The organism is Komagataeibacter oboediens, assembly GCF_003207815.1.
In the GTDB taxonomy this organism is placed as follows: domain Bacteria; phylum Pseudomonadota; class Alphaproteobacteria; order Acetobacterales; family Acetobacteraceae; genus Komagataeibacter; species Komagataeibacter oboediens.
Map to the genome: position 1 here is coordinate 40,923 of NZ_NKTX01000014.1, position 20,044 is coordinate 60,966.

21 protein-coding genes, 1 tRNA gene and 1 pseudogene are annotated in these 20,044 nt (G+C 63.0%); 9 read left to right on the forward strand and 14 right to left on the reverse strand.

Annotation, left to right across the window (positions count from 1 at the left end; all coding sequences use genetic code 11):
• Positions 1 to 29: 29 nt before the first annotated feature.
• The 4 genes from proB to rplU all read right to left on the reverse strand — a co-directional run bounded on the left by proB (position 30) and on the right by rplU (position 3,016).
• A complete protein-coding gene (proB, locus tag CFR80_RS08315; protein ID WP_010513029.1) occupies positions 30 to 1,181 on the reverse strand; it encodes a glutamate 5-kinase in 1,152 nt (383 codons plus the stop codon).
• Positions 1,178 to 2,215, reverse strand: coding sequence for a GTPase ObgE (gene obgE, locus CFR80_RS08320; protein WP_010513030.1), 1,038 nt, complete (start codon positions 2,213 to 2,215; stop codon positions 1,178 to 1,180). Before obgE ends, proB begins: the two co-directional genes overlap by 4 nt.
• A 153-nt stretch (positions 2,216 to 2,368) precedes the next feature.
• The gene (gene rpmA, locus CFR80_RS08325; protein WP_010513031.1) at positions 2,369 to 2,638 is read right to left on the reverse strand and encodes a 50S ribosomal protein L27; all 270 of its coding nucleotides are present in this window, start codon (positions 2,636 to 2,638) and stop codon (positions 2,369 to 2,371) included.
• Positions 2,639 to 2,701: 63 nt separating this feature from the next.
• Positions 2,702 to 3,016: a 50S ribosomal protein L21 gene (gene rplU / locus CFR80_RS08330; RefSeq protein WP_010513032.1), complete on the reverse strand. Its 315-nt coding sequence runs from the start codon at positions 3,014 to 3,016 to the stop codon at positions 2,702 to 2,704.
• A gap of 247 nt (positions 3,017 to 3,263) precedes the next feature.
• Here rplU and CFR80_RS08335 point away from each other — a divergent pair.
• Positions 3,264 to 3,353: transfer RNA gene (locus CFR80_RS08335), tRNA-Ser, on the forward strand.
• A gap of 20 nt (positions 3,354 to 3,373) precedes the next feature.
• On the opposite strand, the gene guaD is transcribed toward CFR80_RS08335, so the two are convergent.
• The 4 genes from guaD to CFR80_RS08355 all read right to left on the reverse strand — a co-directional run bounded on the left by guaD (position 3,374) and on the right by CFR80_RS08355 (position 9,142).
• Complete coding sequence (guaD, locus tag CFR80_RS08340; RefSeq protein ID WP_010513033.1) at positions 3,374 to 4,723, reverse strand: guanine deaminase; 1,350 nt, start codon at positions 4,721 to 4,723, stop codon at positions 3,374 to 3,376.
• A 44-nt stretch (positions 4,724 to 4,767) separates the two neighbouring features.
• Positions 4,768 to 6,975: an FUSC family protein gene (locus CFR80_RS08345; protein WP_010513034.1), complete on the reverse strand. Its 2,208-nt coding sequence runs from the start codon at positions 6,973 to 6,975 to the stop codon at positions 4,768 to 4,770.
• Positions 6,976 to 7,081: 106 nt separating this feature from the next.
• Positions 7,082 to 8,305, reverse strand: coding sequence for a UdgX family uracil-DNA binding protein (locus CFR80_RS08350; protein ID WP_029329227.1), 1,224 nt, complete (start codon positions 8,303 to 8,305; stop codon positions 7,082 to 7,084).
• Positions 8,306 to 8,350: 45 nt separating this feature from the next.
• Positions 8,351 to 9,142, reverse strand: a complete 792-nt coding sequence (locus CFR80_RS08355) for a sulfite exporter TauE/SafE family protein (RefSeq protein ID WP_010513037.1) — start codon at positions 9,140 to 9,142, stop codon at positions 8,351 to 8,353.
• Positions 9,143 to 9,341: 199 nt separating this feature from the next.
• Here CFR80_RS08355 and CFR80_RS08360 point away from each other — a divergent pair, with 199 nt between their 5' ends.
• The 4 genes from CFR80_RS08360 to CFR80_RS08375 all read left to right on the forward strand — a co-directional run bounded on the left by CFR80_RS08360 (position 9,342) and on the right by CFR80_RS08375 (position 11,754).
• On the forward strand, positions 9,342 to 9,788 hold the full coding sequence (locus CFR80_RS08360; protein WP_258367749.1) for an ArsR/SmtB family transcription factor: 447 nt from the start codon (positions 9,342 to 9,344) through the stop codon (positions 9,786 to 9,788).
• 181 nt (positions 9,789 to 9,969) lie between these two features.
• A complete protein-coding gene (locus tag CFR80_RS08365) occupies positions 9,970 to 10,446 on the forward strand; it encodes a MucR family transcriptional regulator (RefSeq protein ID WP_010513040.1) in 477 nt (158 codons plus the stop codon).
• A gap of 61 nt (positions 10,447 to 10,507) precedes the next feature.
• Complete coding sequence (sppA, locus tag CFR80_RS08370) at positions 10,508 to 11,431, forward strand: signal peptide peptidase SppA (protein ID WP_010513041.1); 924 nt, start codon at positions 10,508 to 10,510, stop codon at positions 11,429 to 11,431.
• Between the two features lie 26 nt (positions 11,432 to 11,457).
• A complete protein-coding gene (locus CFR80_RS08375; RefSeq protein WP_010513042.1) occupies positions 11,458 to 11,754 on the forward strand; it encodes an integration host factor subunit beta in 297 nt (98 codons plus the stop codon).
• Between the two features lie 94 nt (positions 11,755 to 11,848).
• On the opposite strand, the gene CFR80_RS08380 is transcribed toward CFR80_RS08375, so the two are convergent.
• Together CFR80_RS08380 and trxB are read right to left on the reverse strand one after the other, a co-directional pair.
• The gene (locus tag CFR80_RS08380) at positions 11,849 to 12,733 is read right to left on the reverse strand and encodes a LysR family transcriptional regulator (protein WP_014104779.1); all 885 of its coding nucleotides are present in this window, start codon (positions 12,731 to 12,733) and stop codon (positions 11,849 to 11,851) included.
• Between the two features lie 106 nt (positions 12,734 to 12,839).
• Positions 12,840 to 13,796 (reverse strand): thioredoxin-disulfide reductase, encoded by a 957-nt coding sequence (trxB, locus tag CFR80_RS08385; protein ID WP_010513044.1) that lies wholly within the window; start codon positions 13,794 to 13,796, stop codon positions 12,840 to 12,842.
• Between the two features lie 140 nt (positions 13,797 to 13,936).
• Between trxB and CFR80_RS08390 the strand changes: the two genes are divergently transcribed.
• Together CFR80_RS08390 and CFR80_RS08395 are read left to right on the forward strand one after the other, a co-directional pair.
• Complete coding sequence (locus tag CFR80_RS08390; protein WP_010513045.1) at positions 13,937 to 14,407, forward strand: Lrp/AsnC family transcriptional regulator; 471 nt, start codon at positions 13,937 to 13,939, stop codon at positions 14,405 to 14,407.
• Positions 14,404 to 15,858 carry a glycosyltransferase family 39 protein gene (locus tag CFR80_RS08395; protein ID WP_010513046.1) on the forward strand — a complete coding sequence of 485 codons (1,455 nt, stop codon included), beginning with the start codon at positions 14,404 to 14,406 and terminating at the stop codon, positions 15,856 to 15,858. The genes CFR80_RS08390 and CFR80_RS08395 overlap by 4 nt, the downstream gene beginning before the upstream one ends.
• Positions 15,859 to 16,042: 184 nt before the next feature.
• Here the strand turns inward: CFR80_RS08395 and CFR80_RS08400 are convergent, their stop codons facing one another.
• From CFR80_RS08400 to CFR80_RS08410, 3 genes are all read right to left on the reverse strand, one after another.
• On the reverse strand, positions 16,043 to 16,390 hold the full coding sequence (locus tag CFR80_RS08400) for a response regulator (protein ID WP_010513047.1): 348 nt from the start codon (positions 16,388 to 16,390) through the stop codon (positions 16,043 to 16,045).
• On the reverse strand, positions 16,387 to 16,893 hold the full coding sequence (locus tag CFR80_RS08405; RefSeq protein ID WP_010513049.1) for an NUDIX hydrolase: 507 nt from the start codon (positions 16,891 to 16,893) through the stop codon (positions 16,387 to 16,389). Before CFR80_RS08405 ends, CFR80_RS08400 begins: the two co-directional genes overlap by 4 nt.
• 96 nt (positions 16,894 to 16,989) lie before the next feature.
• Positions 16,990 to 17,376, reverse strand: a complete 387-nt coding sequence (locus CFR80_RS08410; protein WP_010513050.1) for a hypothetical protein — start codon at positions 17,374 to 17,376, stop codon at positions 16,990 to 16,992.
• A 170-nt stretch (positions 17,377 to 17,546) separates the two neighbouring features.
• Here CFR80_RS08410 and guaA point away from each other — a divergent pair, with 170 nt between their 5' ends.
• Both guaA and CFR80_RS08420 read left to right on the forward strand, forming a co-directional pair.
• Positions 17,547 to 19,148, forward strand: coding sequence for a glutamine-hydrolyzing GMP synthase (gene guaA / locus CFR80_RS08415; protein ID WP_010513051.1), 1,602 nt, complete (start codon positions 17,547 to 17,549; stop codon positions 19,146 to 19,148).
• 295 nt (positions 19,149 to 19,443) lie between these two features.
• A pseudogene (locus CFR80_RS08420) lies at positions 19,444 to 19,695 on the forward strand (Arm DNA-binding domain-containing protein); the annotation flags it as partial.
• 132 nt (positions 19,696 to 19,827) lie between these two features.
• On the opposite strand, the gene CFR80_RS08425 reads toward CFR80_RS08420, so the two are convergent.
• Positions 19,828 to 20,044 (reverse strand): transposase domain-containing protein (locus tag CFR80_RS08425; protein WP_146221620.1); only part of this gene is annotated, 217 nt, incomplete at its 5' end.

Genomic DNA, 20,044 nt, shown 5'->3' on the forward strand with positions numbered 1-20,044 from the left:
TGATCGCCCGAAGGTTTCTGGGCGGGCGATCAGGGTGTCACGGGTTCCGCCCGCGCCAGTAGCACGAGGTCGTCGCGGTGGATCAGTTCATCCGCGCCCTGCCAGCCCAGCAGGCCTTCGATCTCGTCCGACTGGTGTCCCGCGATCCGCCGGGCGTCATCGGCGGCATAGGCGGCAAGGCCGCAGGCAATCCGGTTGCCCTGCCGGTCAATGACCGAGATCAGGTCGCCCCGGTCGAAATCCCCCGTCACGTCGGTCACGCCCGCGGGCAGCAGGGATGATCCCATGGTCAGCGCCCGGATTGCGCCATCATCAATCACGGCCTGTCCTGCGGGCGTCAGGCTGCCCGCGATCCAGCTCTTGCGGGCCGAACGGGCGTCGGACGCGGGCAGGAACCATGTGCAGCGTCCACCGTCGCGCAGGCGGGCAAGCGGGTGCAGGGGCTGGCCCTGTGTAATGGCCATGGCACAGCCGGACTGCGCCGCGATCCGCGCGGCCATGAGCTTGGTCCGCATCCCGCCCGATGAGTAGCCCGGCGGTGGCGCGCCGCCCATGGCCTCGATACTGTCAGTCAGTTCGGTCACGACCGGCAGGTGCCGTGCATCGGGGTTGTTGCGCGGGTCGGCGGTGTACAGCCCGTCAATATCCGACAGCAGGACAAGCTGGTCGGCATTGATCATTTCCGCCACGCGCGCGGCAAGGCGGTCATTGTCGCCAAAGCGGATTTCGGTCGTGGCGATGGCGTCGTTTTCGTTGATGATGGGCACGCAGCCCAGCCCCAGCAACGTATTCAGCGAGGCACGTGCGTTAAGGTAACGGTTGCGGTTTTCGGTATCATCTGGCGTCAGCAGAAGCTGGGCCGCCGTAATGTCGAAGCGTGACAGGGCATCGGTCCATGCCTGCGCCAGCCGGATCTGCCCGACCGAGGCCGCAGCCTGCTTTTCCTCCAGCCGCAGCACGGGGCGTGTCAGCCCCAACTGGTGGCGGGCCAGCGCGATGGCCCCGGAGGAGACGACGACCACTTCCGTGCCCTGCGCGCGCAGGGCCGCAATATCCTGGGCCACGCTGTCCAGCCATGGCTGGCGGGGGGCGGCCTGGGCCGGATCGACAATCAGGGCGCTGCCGATCTTGACGACAACGCGCCGCGCCGTACGCAGCTGGGGCAGGGCAGTATCCGTCATGTGGCCGGGATCTCCCCCTTTTCCTGTTCGGCCCTTTCCGCGCGGTCGCGGGTCACGAAATCCTGCAGACGGCGCAGCACGGTATCGACATTGAGATGCGCGACCGATGACATGCACATGACATCCTGCCCGCAGGCCCGTTCCAGCGCGGTCCGGCGTTCTTCGATTTCTTCGGGCATCAGGGCATCGATCTTGTTCAGCACGATGATTTCGGGCTTGTCGGCCAGACCACCGCCATATTCCGACAGTTCATGGCGGATGGTGCGCCACGACTCAACCACGTCTTCCGCCGTGCCATCAATCAGGTGCAGCAGCACCGCGCAGCGTTCGACATGGCCAAGGAAACGGTCGCCCAGCCCGCTGCCTTCATGCGCGCCCTCGATCAGGCCGGGAATGTCGGCAATCACGAATTCTTCCGTCACCGACAGGCGCACGACGCCAAGTTGCGGATGCAGCGTGGTGAACGGGTAATCCGCGATCTTGGGCCGCGCCGCCGAGACGGTGGACAGGAACGTGGACTTGCCCGCATTGGGCAGGCCCACCAGCCCGACATCGGCAATCAGCTTCAGGCGTAGCCAGACCCAGCGTTCCTCGCCTGGCCACCCCTTGTCCGCGCGGCGGGGCGCGCGGTTGGTGCTGGTCTTGTAATGCGCGTTGCCGCGCCCGCCATCGCCACCACGGCACAGCAGCAGGCGTTTGCCCGCGACATCCAGATCGCCCAGCATGGTTTCGCGGTCTTCATCGAATATCTGTGTGCCGATCGGCACCTTGATCACAACCGTTTCCGCTGCCGCACCCGTACGGTCGGACCCCGCGCCATTGCCGCCCTTGCGCGCGCGGAAATGCTGGGTGTAGCGGAAATCGATCAGGGTGTTCAGGTTATCGACCGCTTCGAATATGATATCGCCGCCGCGCCCGCCATTGCCCCCGTCCGGACCGCCAAATTCAATATATTTTTCCCGGCGGAAGGCGACGACACCGTCCCCGCCGTCGCCGGATTTTACATAGATTTTGGCCTGGTCAAGAAACTTCATTGCCTGCGATCCGGTCGGGGCGGCCTGTCATGCGCGCGCCCTGTGTGCGAGCATGATACCAGAAAATGCAATCCGGCATCATACGAAAAAGGGGCGGCCAGAATGACCGCCCCCTTCAATTCGGGTATTCCCGCAGTGATTAAGGCGTAAACCTTATTCCGCTGCCAGCGGCAGCGACTGCACGGAAACATGCACCCGGCCTTCTGCGCGGCGTTCGAACTTCACATGTCCGTCCACCAGCGAAAACAGGGTGTGGTCGCGGCCGACGCCAACGTTCACGCCTGCCTTCATCTTCGTGCCGCGCTGACGGACGATGATGTTGCCTGCGATGACGCTTTCGCCACCAAACTTCTTGACGCCAAGACGACGTCCGGCGCTATCGCGCCCGTTACGGGATGAACCGCCTGCCTTTTTTTGTGCCATTGCCTGAACTCCTTAAAACTGAAATCTCTGATCTGACCTGCCCGGTCGCGACCGGGCGAGGGATCAGGCGGCGTTGATCGCGGAGATGCGCACAACGGTCACCGGCTGGCGGTGGCCGTTCTTGCGGCGGCTGTTCTGCCGACGGCGCTTCTTGAAGATGATGATCTTGGCCAGACGGTCCTGTGCGATCACGGTGCCCGTGACGGTCGCACCCTTGACGGTCGGCGCGCCGATGGTCGTGCCACCTTCGCCGCCAACGGCCAGAACCTGATCGAACGTGATGGTGGAACCGGCTTCGGCTTCCAGCTTTTCGATCTTCAGGACGGCGTCCTTGGCAACGCGGTACTGCTTACCGCCGGTACGGATAACTGCAAACATGTCTTTATCTATCTTTCCGATCTCTTGGCGTGCGCGGCATCGTCCGGATGCAGGCGGCACGGCCCAGTCGCTTTTTTATATTGGCCGCGATTGCAGCGGCTCCCCGTCCGCGCGGGGTGAATGCGGGCTTTTACTGGGTGTGCCGCCACAGGTCAATATTTTTTATCTTCGCCGCAGGGGGTGAAAAAAGACCCCTTGCGCAGCCCCGCGCACGCCCCTATAAGCCGCTGCATCACCGCGTGCAGTTGGAGAGGTGCCGGAGCGGTCGAACGGGGCGGTCTCGAAAACCGTTGTGCGTGCAAGCGTACCGTGGGTTCGAATCCCACCCTCTCCGCCACTGCATCGCGTGTGTTTTCCCTACATTCCTGTCGTGCCGCCGCTGTCGCGGTCATGCGCCAGCCGCCCGCCCACCCAGGTCGCGCGGATGCTGCGGTCATCGCCCAGCATCATGAGCGTGAACAGCACGTCGGCCGTGCTGTCGCACATCTGCGCGCGCAGGGCCTGCAGCGGCGTGGCATTGGGGTCCAGTATGCACAGGTCCGCATCCATGCCCGCAGCCACCGTGCCGATGCGGTCATCAAGGTGCAGCGCCTGCGCGCCGCCCTGTGTCGCCAGCCAGAAGGCCTGCACCGGGTGCAGCCGCTTTCCGGTCATCTGCGCGATCTTGTAGGCTTCGTTCATGGTCTGCAGGTGCGACAGGCTGGTGCCGCCGCCCACATCGGTGCCCAGTCCCGTGCGCACCGGGCGCCGGGCGTCCATGGCGTCGAACAGCCTGAATGCACCACTGCCCAGGAACAGGTTGGACGTGGGGCAGTGCGCCAGCGCGCAGCCGCTTTCGTGGCAGCGGCACATGTCATGTTCATCAATATGGATGCCATGTCCCATCACGCTGCGCGGGCGAACCAGTCCCGCGCGATCATATACATCCAGGTAGGACCGGCTGTCGGGGAACAGTTCGGCCACCCATGCGACCTCCGCCCGGTTTTCCGCAAGGTGGGTCTGCATGAACAGCGTATCGTCGCCTTTCAGCAGCGCGGCCGCCAGTTCAAGCTGCTCGGGCGTGCTGGTGGGGGCGAAGCGGGGGGTGACGGCATAATGCTGGCGGTTGCGGCCATGCCAGCGTTCGATCAGGCGGCGGGAGTCATCATACCCGCTCTGGGCCGTATCACGCAGGTAATCGGGCGCGTTGCGGTCCATCAGCACCTTGCCTGCCACCATCAGCGTGCCAAGGCGGGTGGATTCGCCAAAGAACGCGTCGACCGACTGCGGGTGCACCGTGCAGTACACCGCCGCCGTGGTGGTGCCGCAGCGCAGCAGTTCACCAAGGAATTTCCGTGCGATGGTGGTGGCGTAGGCTTCATCGCCAAAGCGGCTTTCGGTGGGGAAGGTATAGCGTTCCAGCCATTCCAGAAGCTGTTCGCCGTACGCCGCGATCATGGGCAACTGCGGGTAATGGACGTGGGTGTCCACAAACCCTGCCGAAATCAGGCAGCCCCGGTAATCCGTGACCGTCGTGCCGGGGGGCAGGTGGGCGATGGTGGCGTCATACGCCCCGGCATGGGTAATGCGACCGCCGGCAATGATCACCAGCCCGTCGGGTTCGTCCACCAGCGCGTCCTGCGGCGGCATGAGGAACGGGTTGCCGCGAAAGGTCACGATATGCCCGCGCAGGGCTGCGGGGGCGGAGGGCGCTGGGGCAGTGGTCATGGTTGGCTCCGTTCTCCACTGGCCCGGCGCATGTCAGGGGCGCGTCATGATGATCCGTCGGTCATGCGATAGGGCTGGGAGGCATCAAGGAAAGCTGCGTTTGCCCCCAATTCATAGGAAATGACCAGCAGGTAGGCAATGGCGCGCGTGATCTCGATGCGCGAGGTGATGTTGGTTTCCGTCGCCTCCAGCCGGCGCAGGCTGCGGGTCGCCCCGCGCGCCACGCGTGCCGTGCGGCCAAAGCGCCCGTACCGGCCGCTGAACTGCGACATGCGGCTGAGGAACAGTTCAATGGCACGGTTTGCCGCGGGCGGGAGCTGTCCACGTTCCATGACCGTGCGCAGGCGGATAATGTTCAGCCCGATGGTCATGGCCGACAGCGTGCCCTGCAGGTAGGCCTCGATCGTGGGGGTAGGCGTGGGGCCGGCATGGCGGATCAGGCGCGAGAACCGGTCCGTATTGCGCCCGATCCACGACTGCGTGCGTGGCATGGGCTGGGCGGATGCCAGGTGGCGCAGGTCATGCAGCGTGCGGTTGCGCATGCGCCAGCGTTCTTCATCATTGTCGAAGGGCAGCACCGCGCGGAAGATCAGCACCGCGAAGCCGATGCTGCACAGCAGCGCGAAGGACGCATTGAAATATGCGATTTCGTTCAGTCGCGTCTGGTTGCCCGGGCCGACAAGGTTGGGCAGGAACAGGCAGTACGATGCTGCGGCCCCCGCCGTTGCCGGGTTGCGCGCGGCAAGGCCGCCCGCGATCATGGGCAGGGCGAGGACGGCGGCCAGCATTTCGAATTCCGCGGGCCGCGGCAGGAACAGCAGCACGAGGAAGCCCGAGACAAACACCGCCCAGCACGCCCCACGCAGGAAGTTCATGGTGCCCACCACCGGGTTTTCGCGCGTGGCGAACAGCCCGCACGTCACGGCGACCATGGTGATGAAGCCGATGCCATTGGCCCATGCCGTCACTTCCCATATCAGGGCGGACGCGCCGATGGCCACGGCGGCACGGATGCCGTTATAGGCGGCTTCCTTGTAATCGCGGTGCGCCTCGATGCGGAAATGGAAATGGTCGCCACGGATTTCATGCTGGCTGGCATCAAATTCCGTAATGGCCTGTTCCAGTTCCCCCAGCAGTTCATCCAGCGCGTTGTGCAGGATGCGGCAGTTCAGCAGGTCGTCCACCTCCAGCGTTTCGGACGTTGGGGCCATGCTGATTTCATGGGTCAGTGCGTCGATGATGCGCTGGCGGCACACGCCACGCAGGTCCTGAAGGTCCTGCTGTATGTGCGGGATCTCGGCATCGTTCTCCAGCCGCGCGGGCACGCCCAGCAGGAAGGTGCGCGTCAGCAGCGACGTTTCGGTAAACTGTTCATTGGTGGTGCCCAGCGCCTTGATGCGCGCCATCATGCCCAGTCCGCGCGACAGAAGGACCGATACCGCGGCAAGGGCCGCGCGTGCATGGTCGCCTTCATGCCCGTGGGGGCCCATCTCGACTTCACTGAACTCGATCTGGTCATTGATGCTCAGGATCGTGCCGAACAGCGCGCGTGAGCGGATGAAGGCCGCCTCGTCCCCCGCCAGGAGGTTGGCCACCGCGTCTGTCGAACTGCCCAGCGCCATCTGGATCTTCTGGCGCATGTTGCGCCGCGCGGAGGAGGCGAGGTTGTGTGCGAACAGGACCGCCACCAGTGTTTCGCACGCGATTCCCAATACGATGTAGGACGTGCGCGACATGGTGATCATGAAGATGTTGTCGGGGTCACGCGTCGCGGCCAGCGCGATGATGGCGCAGGTATAGCCCGACAGCACCAGCGCGTAGGACCGGAAGTTGCGCACCAGCGTCGCGCACATGCAGCACAGCCCGATCCATATGCTGATGGCGGGGAAGAACAGCCATGGCGCCTGTGGAAACGAACAGACAAGGATGACCGCGCTGGTCGCCCCGATGGCGGTGCCCACCAGTCGCCACCGTGCCTTTGACAGGCTTTCCCCGCGCGACCCCTGTGCGACGATCCATACCGTCATGGCCGCCCATGGCGGATCGTCCAGTTCCATCCACATGGCGATGGTCAGCGCCATAAGTGCCGCGAACGTGGTGCGTACCGCAAAGGCCAGGGCTTCTGGCGTGGGGGCATACAGCCATTTCAGGCCACTCATCCGCGCGTAGCCGGGCGCGCGCAGGGTGGGGAAATGTTTTCCGCTGAAAATACGGGTTATGAAAGAGGGCAGAAGATTGAGGTCTGCAGGCACGATATGCGGCTTCCGGCGACAAGGGGCGCGTTATCCATAACGCATCTTTGCATCACGTAATGGTGTCGCTAGTGCATATCTGGCATCGGCTTTCCTCGTGGCGGGATTATGGCGGGGGTGCGCTCCGCAGATCGGCAGCCAGGCGCAGGTCCGCGACAAAGCGGGCATATTCACGCGTGCGCGCATCCTCATCAGGCACGCGCAGCAGGAAGGAGGGGTGAACCGTTACGACCCCTGTCGTTCCATCCTCCAGCGTGATCGCGCGCGAGCGTTCGCGTCCGATCGTGACATGGCGGCCCAGCAGGGCGGATGCCGCCGTGGCCCCCAGCATGACCAGCACATGCGGGCGGATGATCCGCCGTTCCGCCGCAAGCCACGGGGCGCAGGCGGCGATTTCCTCCGGCCCCGCCTTTTCATGGATGCGGCGCGTGCCCCGTGGGCGAAATTTGAAGTGCTTGACGGTATTGGTCACATACGTGTCATCACGTTCGATCCCCGCCTCCAGCAGGGCGCGATCGAACAGTTGCCCCGCCGGGCCGACAAAGGGGCGGCCGGCGATGTCTTCCCTGTCGCCCGGCTGTTCACCCACGAACATCATGCGCGCGTCGCTTCGGCCTTCGCCAAACACCGTCTGGGTGGCGCGGCGGGCCATGGGGCAGATCCGGCACGTTTTTGCCGCCAGCGCCACGGCGGGCAGGGCGGTGATGCGGGGAATGTCGAGGTCGGTGACCAGCGGCATGGCGGGCGGCGGCAGGCTGTTGAAGGCAAGGGGGGCGGCCACGGCATCGTCCTGCCCGTGCAGCAGTTCCCTGCCGGTCCACTCCATCCGCCGTCCCGGCAGTGACAGCCGCCACGGCGCAAGCGAAAGCTGGAAGGTCATGAACCGCGCATTGCTTTCGGGGGCGTAGGTCGTGGCATCCAGCGTGCCGTGCCAGGTGTCGTTCGCCCCGCTGCGCTGCATGAGGGTGAACAGGTCGTGACGCAGGTGCACGGTCTCCGCGCGCACGGTTTGGGCCGCGTCCTCCATCCGTGCAAGGTCGGATGGTGCAATGTCGGTGCCCGTCACATGGGCATAGATCAGGCCGTAGGCCAGGGTAAAGCGGTCGGGCAGCATGGACTGCACCACGTCCGCCGCCAGCTGCATGGTTTCGCGCGGGATGCGGAAGGGCTGGCCGGTGGGGGATGGCGCCGTCGCGGCAGGTGCATCGCCCGGCGTGATGTGCCAGGCGATGTCGTCCGGCGGCACGCGCCGGGTCACCAAGTCGCGGGTTGCCGCGCGCCACCGTGCGAAGTCGATGGGGTGGGCAAGGACTATGGTGGTCTGTGGCATGGGCGTGGCTTCCGGGTCATGGCGGCGCGTGGCGGCCACGGGGTGTCAGGCAAGGCCCATGGCCCGCGCGCTGCGCCACATCATGTAGAGTGCCACAATAAAAATCAGCCAGGCAAAAATCATGCGCAGGCGCTGCGGGTGCTGGCCCAGATGGCGCGCCAGCGTGGCGCCCCCGGCGCTGCCCACTACGCCGCCTGCGACAAGGATGCCCACCATGGGCAGGTCAACCAGGCCCGCGACCGCGTAACTGACCGACGTTGTCAGTCCGAAGGCGCAGACCGCCACCAGTGACGTGGCGATGGCGTTGAGCATGGGCATGCCGGTCGCGGCAAGCAGGGCGGGCACGATCAGGAAGCCGCCGCCAATACCGAAGAAACCCGAACAGAACCCGGTCAGGATTCCGTATGATACGACAGGCAGCACTGCCGGGCGTGGGGTATCCTGTCCCGCCTGCGGGCCCGGCTTGCGCCCGCCGCGCGCCATGAGCGCGCCCACCACCATCATGACGATCGCAAACAGGAACAGCAGGTGCTGCCCGTTGATCACCTTGCCGCACGCAGCCCCGGCCAGCGCGCCGAATATGCCCGCGCATGCGAACAGGGCCGCGCATGTCCACCGCACGTTGCCCGAACGTGCGTGGCTGGCCAGGCTGCACAATGCGTTGATGGTGACGGCCAGCGCGCTGGTGCCGATGGCCCGATGCGGGTCGGGAATGCCGACCACATACAGTAGCAGCGGCACGGCCAGGATCGAACCGCCGCCGCCCACCAGCCCCAGAGTAAACCCGATGACGCCGCCGCTGCACAGCCCCAGCAGGGTATGGATGGCGTCAGGCATGCGTGCCCCCGGCGGGCAGTGTGGCCATATATGCGTGCGCGGCGCGGTCAGTCATGCAGTTGCTCCCGGACGGGGTGGGTGCGCTAATGATTTATCTATTTAATATATTATGTATCTATTTTATCAAGCCCTGTCCTGTGTTCGTCCTGTGGGGGATATGGTACGATGGGATCTGGAACTGTCGAAGGGGGTCCGTGGCATGAATAACCTGCCCAGAACACGTGAAATTGCAGAAAACCTGGTGCAGCGGCTGCGCCTGCTGGCCCAACCGCAGCGGCTGATGGTGCTGGCCTGCCTGCTGGAGGGAGAAAAGAGCGTCGGTCAGATTGAAGCCGAAACCGGCATCGGCCAGCCGACCCTGAGCCAGCAGCTTGCGGAACTTCGGCGTGCGGAGATCGTTATAACGCGCAAGGAGGCCCGGCAGGTCATTTACAGTATTAAGGATAGTATGGAGGAAATGCGTATTCGCCTGATCTGCGCGGCCTGCGGTCCGGAGTTTGATACCGAACAGTTGAGCGGAGTATTGCGCAGGAAGAAAGCCCCCCCCTGTTATGACACAGGACGGCACGGCGGCCTGTTTCGCACGTATCGGCACCGATGTCTGAGCGGGATTGATACATGTTGCAACGAATTTGTACAAAAATGAACATTATGTTCTGAAGACGTTATTTATGACGAAGTATTCTATATAATATATCCGCCAGGCAATAGGGGTCCTGACTGGTGAGTCGTATTGTATTTATTGAAAAGGCAGTATATGTTCTTGAAATCAAGGTTCGTGAAGATGTCGCGACTGTGTGGTTGAATATAGAGGCACGGAATAAATTATGTCTGATACTGAGCAGGATTTTTCATGTCTGGAACTGACGACACAGATCGTGTCGGCGCATGTTTCAAACAATAGCGTTGCGGCAGACGTGCTTCCCGACCTGATACGCAACGTGTACCAGGCGCTGGCCATGGCCGGCCGTCCGGCGGAAGAGCCTGAAAAACTCCAGCCTGCCGTGCCGATCAAGCGTTCGGTCTTTCCCGACTACATCGTCTGCCTGGAAGACGGCAAAAAGCTCAAGATGCTCAAGCGCCACCTGCAGAGCGCCTATGGCATGACGCCCGAGCAGTACCGCGAACGCTGGGGCCTGCCCGCCGAATACCCCATGGTCGCGCCCAATTATGCCGAACGCCGCTCCAGCCTTGCGCGTGAAATCGGCCTTGGCCGCAAGATCACCGCCGCATCGGCCGCCGCCGCAGCTTCCACCACTGGCGATGAACCCGCCCGCCCCACGCGCCGCCGCCGCAAGGCGTAAGGATGACGCGCGTTTCCTAGTCCTGCTTCGGTATGGGCGGTATCCATGATATTGCACGATCATGGATACTGATCCCGATATGTTGCTGCATGCCACCGCACTGCGTCGGCGCCTGATGTTCTGGCGCGGCGGGGCCGTGGCTTTTTTTGTCCTTGCCTGCATCGTGGCCATGGCCCGTGCCGGCGGCCTGGGCGGTCACGCGCCGCATTTGGTCCACCTGAAGCTGGAGGGGGTTATCCCCTCCGATCCGCATGAGAATGTCGAGGCCCTGAAAAAGGCGGCCGATGATGCCTCGGTCCGGGGGCTGGTGCTGGAGGTCAACAGCCCCGGCGGCGCCGTAACCGGGGGCGAGGAACTGCATGATGCCGTCGCCGCCTTTGCCCGGCGCAAGCCTGTGGTGGTGTCCATGGGCGGGGTCGCGGCATCAGCGGGGTATATGGTGTCTGTCCCTGCGGCCCGTATTTTCGCCAACCGTTCCACCCTGACCGGATCTATCGGCGTCATTCTGGAATCCCCGGATGTCTCTGGCCTGCTGGACCGGGTGGGGGTGCATGTGGACCAGCTTGTCTCTGGGCCGATGAAGGGGCAGCCTTCTGTCGTGCAGCCGCTGTCGCCCGAGGGGCGGGAGATGCTGCAGGGCGTGATTTCCGACCTGTATGGTTTTTTCGTGAATGTCGTGGCGCAGGACCGCCATATGCCGGTTGACCGTGTCCGGCAGCTGGCCGATGGTCGTCCCTATACCGGGCAGCAGGCGGTTTCGCTGGGGCTGGTGGACCAGATCGGATCCATGGATGACGCGCGCAAATGGCTGGTCGGGGCCACGCACCTGCCAGATACCGTGCGGGTGACGGATATTGGTCCTGCCGCCACGCGCATCAACTGGCGGCGGTGGATTTCGGGGCTTCTGTCCGGTGTGCCGGGTGCGGAAATTCTGTTGAACGAAAGTACCGCGCTTGACGGGGCCGTTGCGATCTGGAAACTTTAATTTCTTGTTTAAGCTAGGGGAACAGGATGACCAGATCGGAATTGATTGCCGAACTTGCCGCTGCCCGTCCACATCTGCCGATACGGGAAGTGGAACGTATTGTTCAGGTCATCTTTGCGGAAGTCAGCAATGCGCTGATGCGGGGGGACCGGGTGGAACTGCGTGGCTTTGGCGCGTTTACGGTCAAGAAACGTGACGCCCGCACGGGACGGAATCCCCGCACGGGCGAAACCGTGTCGGTGGAGGAAAAGGTCGTGCCATTTTTCAAGGCGGGAAAGGAATTGCGCGAACGCGTCAACCGCTCCCACCAGACGGTCGACTGATACCGGTCAGCTTTCATGATCGGCTCATAAAAAACACCGCGCCGGGGCTGACCCGGCGCGGTGTTTTCATGCAGGCATCGCAGTGGCTGGCGTATCAGTGTCGGGCGTTGATTTCCGCCAGCAGGAAATCGCGGAATACCGCCACGCGCTTGGATGTGCGCAATTCCTCGGGATACACGAAATAGGCGTCCACCGTGGGCAGCGGCACTTCCGGCAGGATCTTGACCAGGTTGGGGTACTGTGACGCCGCATAAAGCGGGATCGACCCGATTCCGATGCCTGCGGCAATCGCGCCCGCCATGGCCGCCAGGCTGTTGACCTCCAGCCGGGCCTGACGGCGTTCATCCGACGGGACACCGGTTTCAGCCAGCCAGTTGATGTGCGGCACGGGCGGGTGGTACCCCCCGAACAGGATCAGCTTGTGGGCGTTCAGTTCCTCAAGCGTACGGGGTGTGCCGTAATCATTGAGATAGGACTGCGAGGCATAGATCGGCAGCGGAAAGTCCGCCAGGTGCCGCTGGATCAGGTCCGGCTGGCGGGGCGGGTGCATGCGCACCGCCACATCCGCTTCGCGCATGCCCAGATCCAGGTCGTTATCTTCCAGGATCAGGGTGATCGAAATGTCCGGATTTGTTTCCATGAACCGGTGCAGGCGTGGCGTCAGCCAGCAGGTGCCAAACCCGGTCGTGGTCGTGACCCGCAGCCGACCTGCCGCCTTTTCCTTGCTTTCCGTCAGCAGGGACTGCGTCATGGCCAGCTTGGAAAAGACTTCCCGAACCGTCTGGTTCAGTGTCTCACCCTGTTCGGTCAGGATCAGCCCCCGGGCATGCCGGTGGAAAAGGGGGACCTGCAGCGCCTCTTCCAGGGCTGAAATCTGCCGCGACACCGCAGACTGGCTCAGGTTAAGCACGTCGCCGGCATGGGTGAAGGACCCTGCCTCGGCTACAGCATGAAATATCCGGAGTTTATCCCAGTCCACGCGTTGACTCCGCTTTGCTATCTATAAAAGGCGCGCCAAGTGTTATGACACTAAGTCGTTGTGGTGAAGGAAATGCGAGGGCAGGTCAAGGACTCTTCCTGATTCCTTACTGCGCTGACGCAAGGAAGCGTTCGGCCTCGAGTGCCGCCATGCACCCGGTGCCAGCCGCGGTCACCGCCTGGCGAAAGATCTTGTCCTGCACGTCACCTGCGGCAAAAACGCCGGAAACCGAGGTGCGCGTGCTGCCCGGCGTGGTGACGATGTAACCGTCTGTGTCGATCTCCACCACATCACGGAAAATTGTGGTGTTGGGGGCATGGCCAATGGCAACGAATACCCCATCAACATCGATATGCTGAATCGCGCCGGTCACGGTGTTGCGCAGGTCCGCCCCCGTGACCACGGGTGGCGTGCCGCTGCCGGTTATGCGTTCGACCGCGCTGTTCCATATGACGGATATCTTGGGATTGGCATGCAGCCGGTCCTGCAGGATCTTTTCCGCGCGCAGGCTGTCGCGGCGGTGGATCAGGGTGACGTGGCTGGCGTGATGGGTCAGGTACAGGGCCTCTTCCACCGCCGTATTGCCACCACCGATGACGGCCACGCGCTTGCCACGATAGAAAAAGCCGTCGCATGTGGCACAGGCCGACACGCCGGAGCCCTGGAATTCCTTCTCCCCCGGCACGCCCAGCCATTTGGCCTGCGCGCCGGTTGCAATGATCACGCTGCGGGCTTCGTACACCGTGCCGGAATCGCCGGTGGCATAGAAGCGGCCTGTCCCGTCGGTCCGGCTGAAATCGCACGAGACGATGATGTCATCCATAAGACGGGTGCCGACATTGCCGGCCTGCTCGGCCATCTGCATCATGAGGTCCGGTCCCTGCACGCCCTTGGCGAAACCGGGATAGTTCTCGACATCCGTGGTGATCATGAGCTGGCCGCCGGGCTGCAGGCCCGCGACCAGTACGGGGGAGAGATTCGCGCGCGCGGCATAGATGGCGGCAGTGTAGCCGGCGGGACCCGCGCCAATGACAAGCAGGTCGGTAGAACACGTCTGGGGCATGAGATCAGAAAAACCCTATCGTCACAATTTCCTTTGGTATGGTCGTCCACTGGCGTCCGTGCAAGGGTTGGAGTAGGAAGGGCGTCATTATTGCGGCGTATGGGCGTGACAGCCGCCCCTTTGCGAAAGATGGAACAGGCATGGCGGAACGGATGGCTGATCTGGATGCGATTGACCGTCGGATTGTGGCCGAGCTTCAGCTGGACGGACGCATGACGAATGTGGAACTGGCGCGGCGCGTGGGCATATCCGCCCCGCCGTGCCTGCGCCGCATGCGGCGGCTGGAGGAAGATCATGTCATTCGCGGCTACCATGCCGATACGGATGGCACCCGGCTGGGGTGGTCGATCACGCTGTTTGCGCTGATCGGTCTGGACAGCCAGAAGGAAGCGGTGCTTTCGGCATTTGAAAGCCAGGTCTCGGGCTGGCCGGAAGTGCGCGAATGCCACATGATCCGTGGCGGGGGGGATTTCCTTGTGCGGCTGGTAGCGCGGGACGCGACACATGAAAACCTGCTGACCCGCCAGTTGACCGAGGCCCCGCACGTGGTGCGGGTGCAGACGCTGCAGACCATCCGCACCAGCCTGAACCGCCCGGGCGTGCCTGTGTGACGGCGCGATACAGCCCGTGGTGGTGGCTGTATCTGCTTGTGCTGCTGGCCGGTATGCGGCTGGCTGTGGCCGGTATCCTGCCACTTTCCCCTGACGAAGCGTATTACCGGCTGTGGGCGTTCGCGCCCGCCGCGGGGTATCTGGACCATCCGCCCATGGTGGCGGCGTGGATATGGCTGGGCATGAAACTGGGCGGGGATGACGCGCTTGGTGTCCGGCTGGTGGGTGTCCTTGCAGGGGCGGGGGTGTCCGCCTTCGTGTTCCGTGCCGTGCGTGACCTGCTGCCCGATGCGGGGCGGGCAGGGGGCATACGTGCCTGTGTCATGTTGCAGGCGACTCTGGCACTGGCAATTCAGTCTGTTGTGATAACACCAGACACGCCGGTGATGTTCTTCCTGTCCGTGCTGCTCTGGGCCATGGGGCGTGTCGTGGCGGGGGGCGGGGCGCGCTGGTGGCTGGTTGCGGGACTTTCCGCCGGGCTGGCGTGCGACAGCAAATATACCGCCGTCCTGCCCATTGCCGGTATTGCCCTGTGGCTCGTGATGCAGGCGGTCAACCGGCGTGCATGGCTGTTGCGGCAGGTGCCGGGGCTTATGGGGGCGACGGTCCTGTCGGCCTTGTGCGTTGCCCCTGTAATATGGTGGAACGCGCGGCATGGCTGGGCCAGCTTTGCCCGGCAGGGCGGGCGCACGGCAGACTGGCATCCGGGGCGGGCGCTGCAGTTCCTGACCGAACTGGTGATGGGGCAGCTCGGGCTGATGACGCCGGGCATCGCTGCCTTTTTCATATGGGGACAGGTTGTCCTGCTGCGCCGTGCGCGGCGGGATGCGGGTGCTGCGCTGCTGTCGTGCATGACGCTGCTGCCTGCCTGCGTGTTTGTGCAGCATGCCATAGGCGACCGTGTGCAGGCGAACTGGCCGGTGGTGATCTACCCCATGCTGGCGGTGGGCGCGGCCACGGTGGCGTGGCGCTGGGGGCGGTGGGCGGCTGGAGGTGGCATCGTGATTGGCGCGCTGGTTTACATGCAGGCCTTGTTCGGCCTGCTGCCGCTGTCCGCCCATACGGATGTCGCATTGCGGCAGATGGCAGGCTGGCGGGATCTGGCCGTCCGAGTTGAAGACCATGCGGGGCAGGGTGATTTCATTGCCGCATGTGATTACGGCACGGCAGCGGAACTGGCGCGCGTCGTGCCCGGTCGGGTCGTGGTGGGGATGGAGCCGCGCTGGGCGCTGTTCAACCTGCCGCATGATGTCTCGGGGGCGGGCATCATGGTCTGTAACCCACGCCGTGGTTTTGATCGCGATGTGTTCACATCCGTCCAGCCGGTCGGTACGCTGGTGCGCGGACGGCGCGGACGGGTGGCCGAACGCGTTGACCTGTACCGCGTCACCCTGCGTGCCGACCTGTCGCCCGCGCAGCGCGACAGTATTGTGCGTCTTTCCACGCCATAACCGGCTGTTTCAAAGTAAACTATTGATAAATAATAAAAGTTTTTTGGGTGTGGCCTTTTTTTAAAGGTGACGCTTTTTGAAACAGCGCAACCGGGAAACATCCCGTCAGCGTCGCGCGCGTTTCAGGCTGGCCGGGATAGAAACCTCGCACGCTGTTCCTGCTGCCTTCTGTCGGCGCAGGATATCAGGCTGCCGGGGCAACCTGACGGACCTGTTCCAGCAATGTTTTCATGCGGAAGGGTTTTTCCAGCAGCGGCAGCGGCGCGTAGCCAGCCAGCCGGTCGGGATCGCCACTCATCACGATCACATGGCATCCCCGCTTCTGGGCGGTTGCGATGAAGCCGTCCGGGTTGCCATCGGGCAGCGTCAGGTCAACCAGCACGAGGGAGAAGTCGCCATCCTCGATCCGCTGCATCGCCCCCGCCACGTCGTGGCTTATGGTGGCGCGGATCCCCTGCGTATCCAGCATGGTGGCGACCAGTTCCGCTATCGTCGCCTCATCTTCGACAATCAGGGCAGAAATCTGGGTCATGACGGGATGCTTTCGGTCCGGGAGGAATGGGGGGCGGGGGTGCGTACCTGTGCTGCCACCGGCCATGGGGCGATGCCACGCGGGGACAGGGCCAGCGCGCCCAGTTCCAGCAGGCCGGGGCTGAAGGCCGCGGGGCTGGCGCGTACCTGCGCCAGGTCAAACCATCCCGTATCACATGCGTCATCGCCCGCCGCGATGTCTGTCCAGCCATTGTCGTGGCATTTTACCGCCACGATCAGATAGTGGAAACGGATATGGCCCGTGCTGTCGCGGTCGATCAGGTCGAAGGCGGTCAGCGTGCCTTCGGCATGGGTCACGAAGCCGGTTTCTTCGCGCAGTTCGCGCGCGGCCGCGTCCAGATAGCTTTCGCCATATTCAATGCGACCACCGGGGAAACCCCATAGCCCCTGATCGGGCGGGTTGCGCCGACAGACCAGCAGCATGCGCCCATCGCGCACCACGATGGACAGGACAGCGCCAGCAATTGTCATGTTATCAGACATATGGGGAATATATCGGATCGCGGCCCGGCATCCATGCCTGTATCGGACCACTCCGTTCCCGATTGCGTGAACTGGGGCGGGTTGATACGAAAAAGCCTATCGTTTCAGCACGATATGCGCCCGGCAGCGCGGGGTGCCGTATGTGCCGACCATGGTGTCCCCTTCGGGGCGGGCTTCAAACACCATGGGAAAGGGGGCGCCCGATGGCTGCTTGACCAGGGCTTCGGCATGGTAATGCGTTGCAGCCTTCGTCGGTATGCCAACCAGCGCGAGCGACCCGTCGGCAGGGGTGAATGTCAGCTGTTTCGCCCCGATCTGCAGGGTGGAGGTATTGGCGGTTTCCGTGCTGCAGTTGCCCCTGTCGGTGACAAGCTGGCCCGTCCACAGGCCCTGCGGGTCATGCTGTGCATCGGCGCGTGCAGGGGCGGGGGAGAGGCAGGCAAGGCAGGCGCCCGCCAGCAGCAGGATTGAACGTGCAGTCATGAAACAGCCATTATGATCCGGTTTGTCCAGCCGACAGGCAAAGACAGGCCTGCCTGAACACGTATATATTGTGCTATCTGCGCGGGAAAGACTATCCCACCCTTGCAATATGTTGCCAGCTCATGCTGGAAGCCTAGTTTATCGATAATGCCGCGACCGAAAGACACAAGATGAACGAGACCGCGAAGACCGCCGCCCCAGAGGCAGGACTTGATGAAACCCTGCATGATGATCGTATCCTGATCCTGGATTTTGGCAGCCAGGTGACACAGCTGATTGCCCGGCGCGTGCGTGAAAGCGGGGTGTACTGCGAAATCTGGCCGTATTCCAGTAGCGCCGAGCGGATTCGTGCCTTTGCGCCCAAGGGTATCATCCTGTCCGGTAGCCCGGCCAGCGTGCTGGACAAGGACGCGCCCACAATTCCGGATGTGGTGTTCAGCCTGAACGTGCCGGTGCTGGGGATCTGCTATGGTCAGCAGGCGATGTGCCGCCAGCTTGGGGGGACGGTGGAAACATCCGAACACCGTGAATTCGGGCGTGCGCATATCGATATCATAAAGGACTGCGCCCTGTTCCGTGGTACATGGGCGCGGGGCGGTCGTGAACAGGTGTGGATGAGCCATGGCGACCGCGTGACCAAGCTGCCGCCCGGATTCCAGGCCGTGGCCGTGAGCGAGGGCGCGCCGTTCGCCATCATCGCCGATGAAGGCCGCCGCCTGTATGGCGTGCAGTTCCACCCCGAGGTGGTGCACACCCCGCATGGCGCGGCGCTGCTGCGCAATTTCACGCATGACGTGGCGGGGTGCCGGGGCACGTGGACCATGGCGGGTTTCCGCGAAATGGAAATCGCCCGCATCCGCCAGCAGGTGGGCAAGGGGCGGGTGATCTGCGGCCTGTCGGGTGGTGTTGATTCGTCGGTTGCCGCCGTGCTGATCCACCAGGCCATTGGCGACCAGCTGACCTGCATTTTCGTCGATCCCGGCATCCTGCGCGCGGGGGAGGCGGATGAAGTCATTCGCACCTTCCGCGATCGCTTCAACATTCACCTGATCCACCGCGATGCATCCGACCTGTTCCTGAATGCGCTGGAAGGGGTGAGCGACCCCGAAATCAAGCGCAAGACCATTGGGCGCCTGTTTATCGAAGTGTTCGAGGAAGAGGCCGCCAAACTGGGTGGCGCCGAATTCCTGGCGCAGGGCACGCTGTACCCCGATGTGATCGAAAGCGTCAGCTTTACCGGCGGGCCGTCCGTGACCATCAAGTCGCACCACAATGTGGGCGGCCTGCCGGAACGGATGAAAATGCAGCTGGTTGAACCGCTGCGTGAACTGTTCAAGGACGAAGTGCGCGAACTGGGCCGGGAAATGGATATTCCCGAAGCAATCGTCGGTCGCCACCCGTTCCCCGGTCCGGGGCTGGCCATTCGCATTCCCGGTGCGATCACGCGTGAAAAGCTGGACCTGCTGCGGCGTGTTGATTCGATTTTCCTGGAGGAAATCCGTTCGGCCGGACTGTATGATGCCATCTGGCAGGCCTTTGCCGTTCTGCTGCCCGTGCGGACCGTGGGTGTGATGGGCGATGGCCGCACATATGATTACGCCTGCGCCCTGCGCGCCGTTACCAGCACTGATGGCATGACGGCGGATATCTATCCTTTCGACATGTCCTTCCTCAACCGCGTGGCCGGGCGTATCGTAAATGAGGTCCGTGGGGTCAACCGCGTCACTTATGATATTACATCCAAGCCGCCGGGTACGATTGAGTGGGAATGATTCACAAGGGGTCCTGAAGTATCCCATTCCCCCCCCGAACCCTACCTAACATACTGAAATAAAAAGTTAATGTCGTCGTCTGCTATTGCAGACTAGCGATGTGCACAGATTGGTTTTGACGGTATGCGTGACGGACCTCGTCAGGCTTGCCAGTCGGGAATTGTGTGAATACCGTCATGGGCAGATGGGCCTGTGACGGTATTTTTTTTACGATAAGTATTTGTAAACAGATGCTTTTTCGCCGAAACAGCCCACCAAAATCCCTTGACGGTATTTTTGGGTCGGAGGCGGTGCAATGCTTACGGATGCTGCAATTAGATCGTTGAAACCAAAAGGAAAAAAATACAAGGTCGCGGACCGTGACGGGATGTATGTCCTCGTCACGGAAAAAGGCGTGGTGTCCTTTCGAATGGACTACCGTCTGAATGGACGGCGCGAGACCGTGTGTTTGGGGAAATACGGTCCAGGGGGACTATCGCTCGCGCGTGCACGGGAGAAGTGTATTGATGCGAGACGCGCTCTTGCGGAAGGAATTTCTCCGGCGATCGAGAAGCAGCGCAACAAGCGGCGCCTCAAGGAGGCCAGAAGCTTTGGCAAGCTGGGAGAGAAATGGCTGCAGGCTGCAGCAATGGCCGATAGCACCCGGGCCGTAATCATCCGGCGAGAGACGCGGGCGTATTCAGGCGGCGATGGTATTGTGGACCTGCTGGTGGGCTTTCCAGTGCCAGGGCAGGAGTTCATGGAGGCGTGGATTGGGGATGTCATTGATCCGTGCCAGGACATCGGCGAGCCATGCGTGGGGATCGACATCGTTCAGACGCGCGGTGACGATCAGGGAATACATGGCGGCGGCGCGCTCTCCGCCACGATCGGACCCGGCGAACAACCAGGCTTTC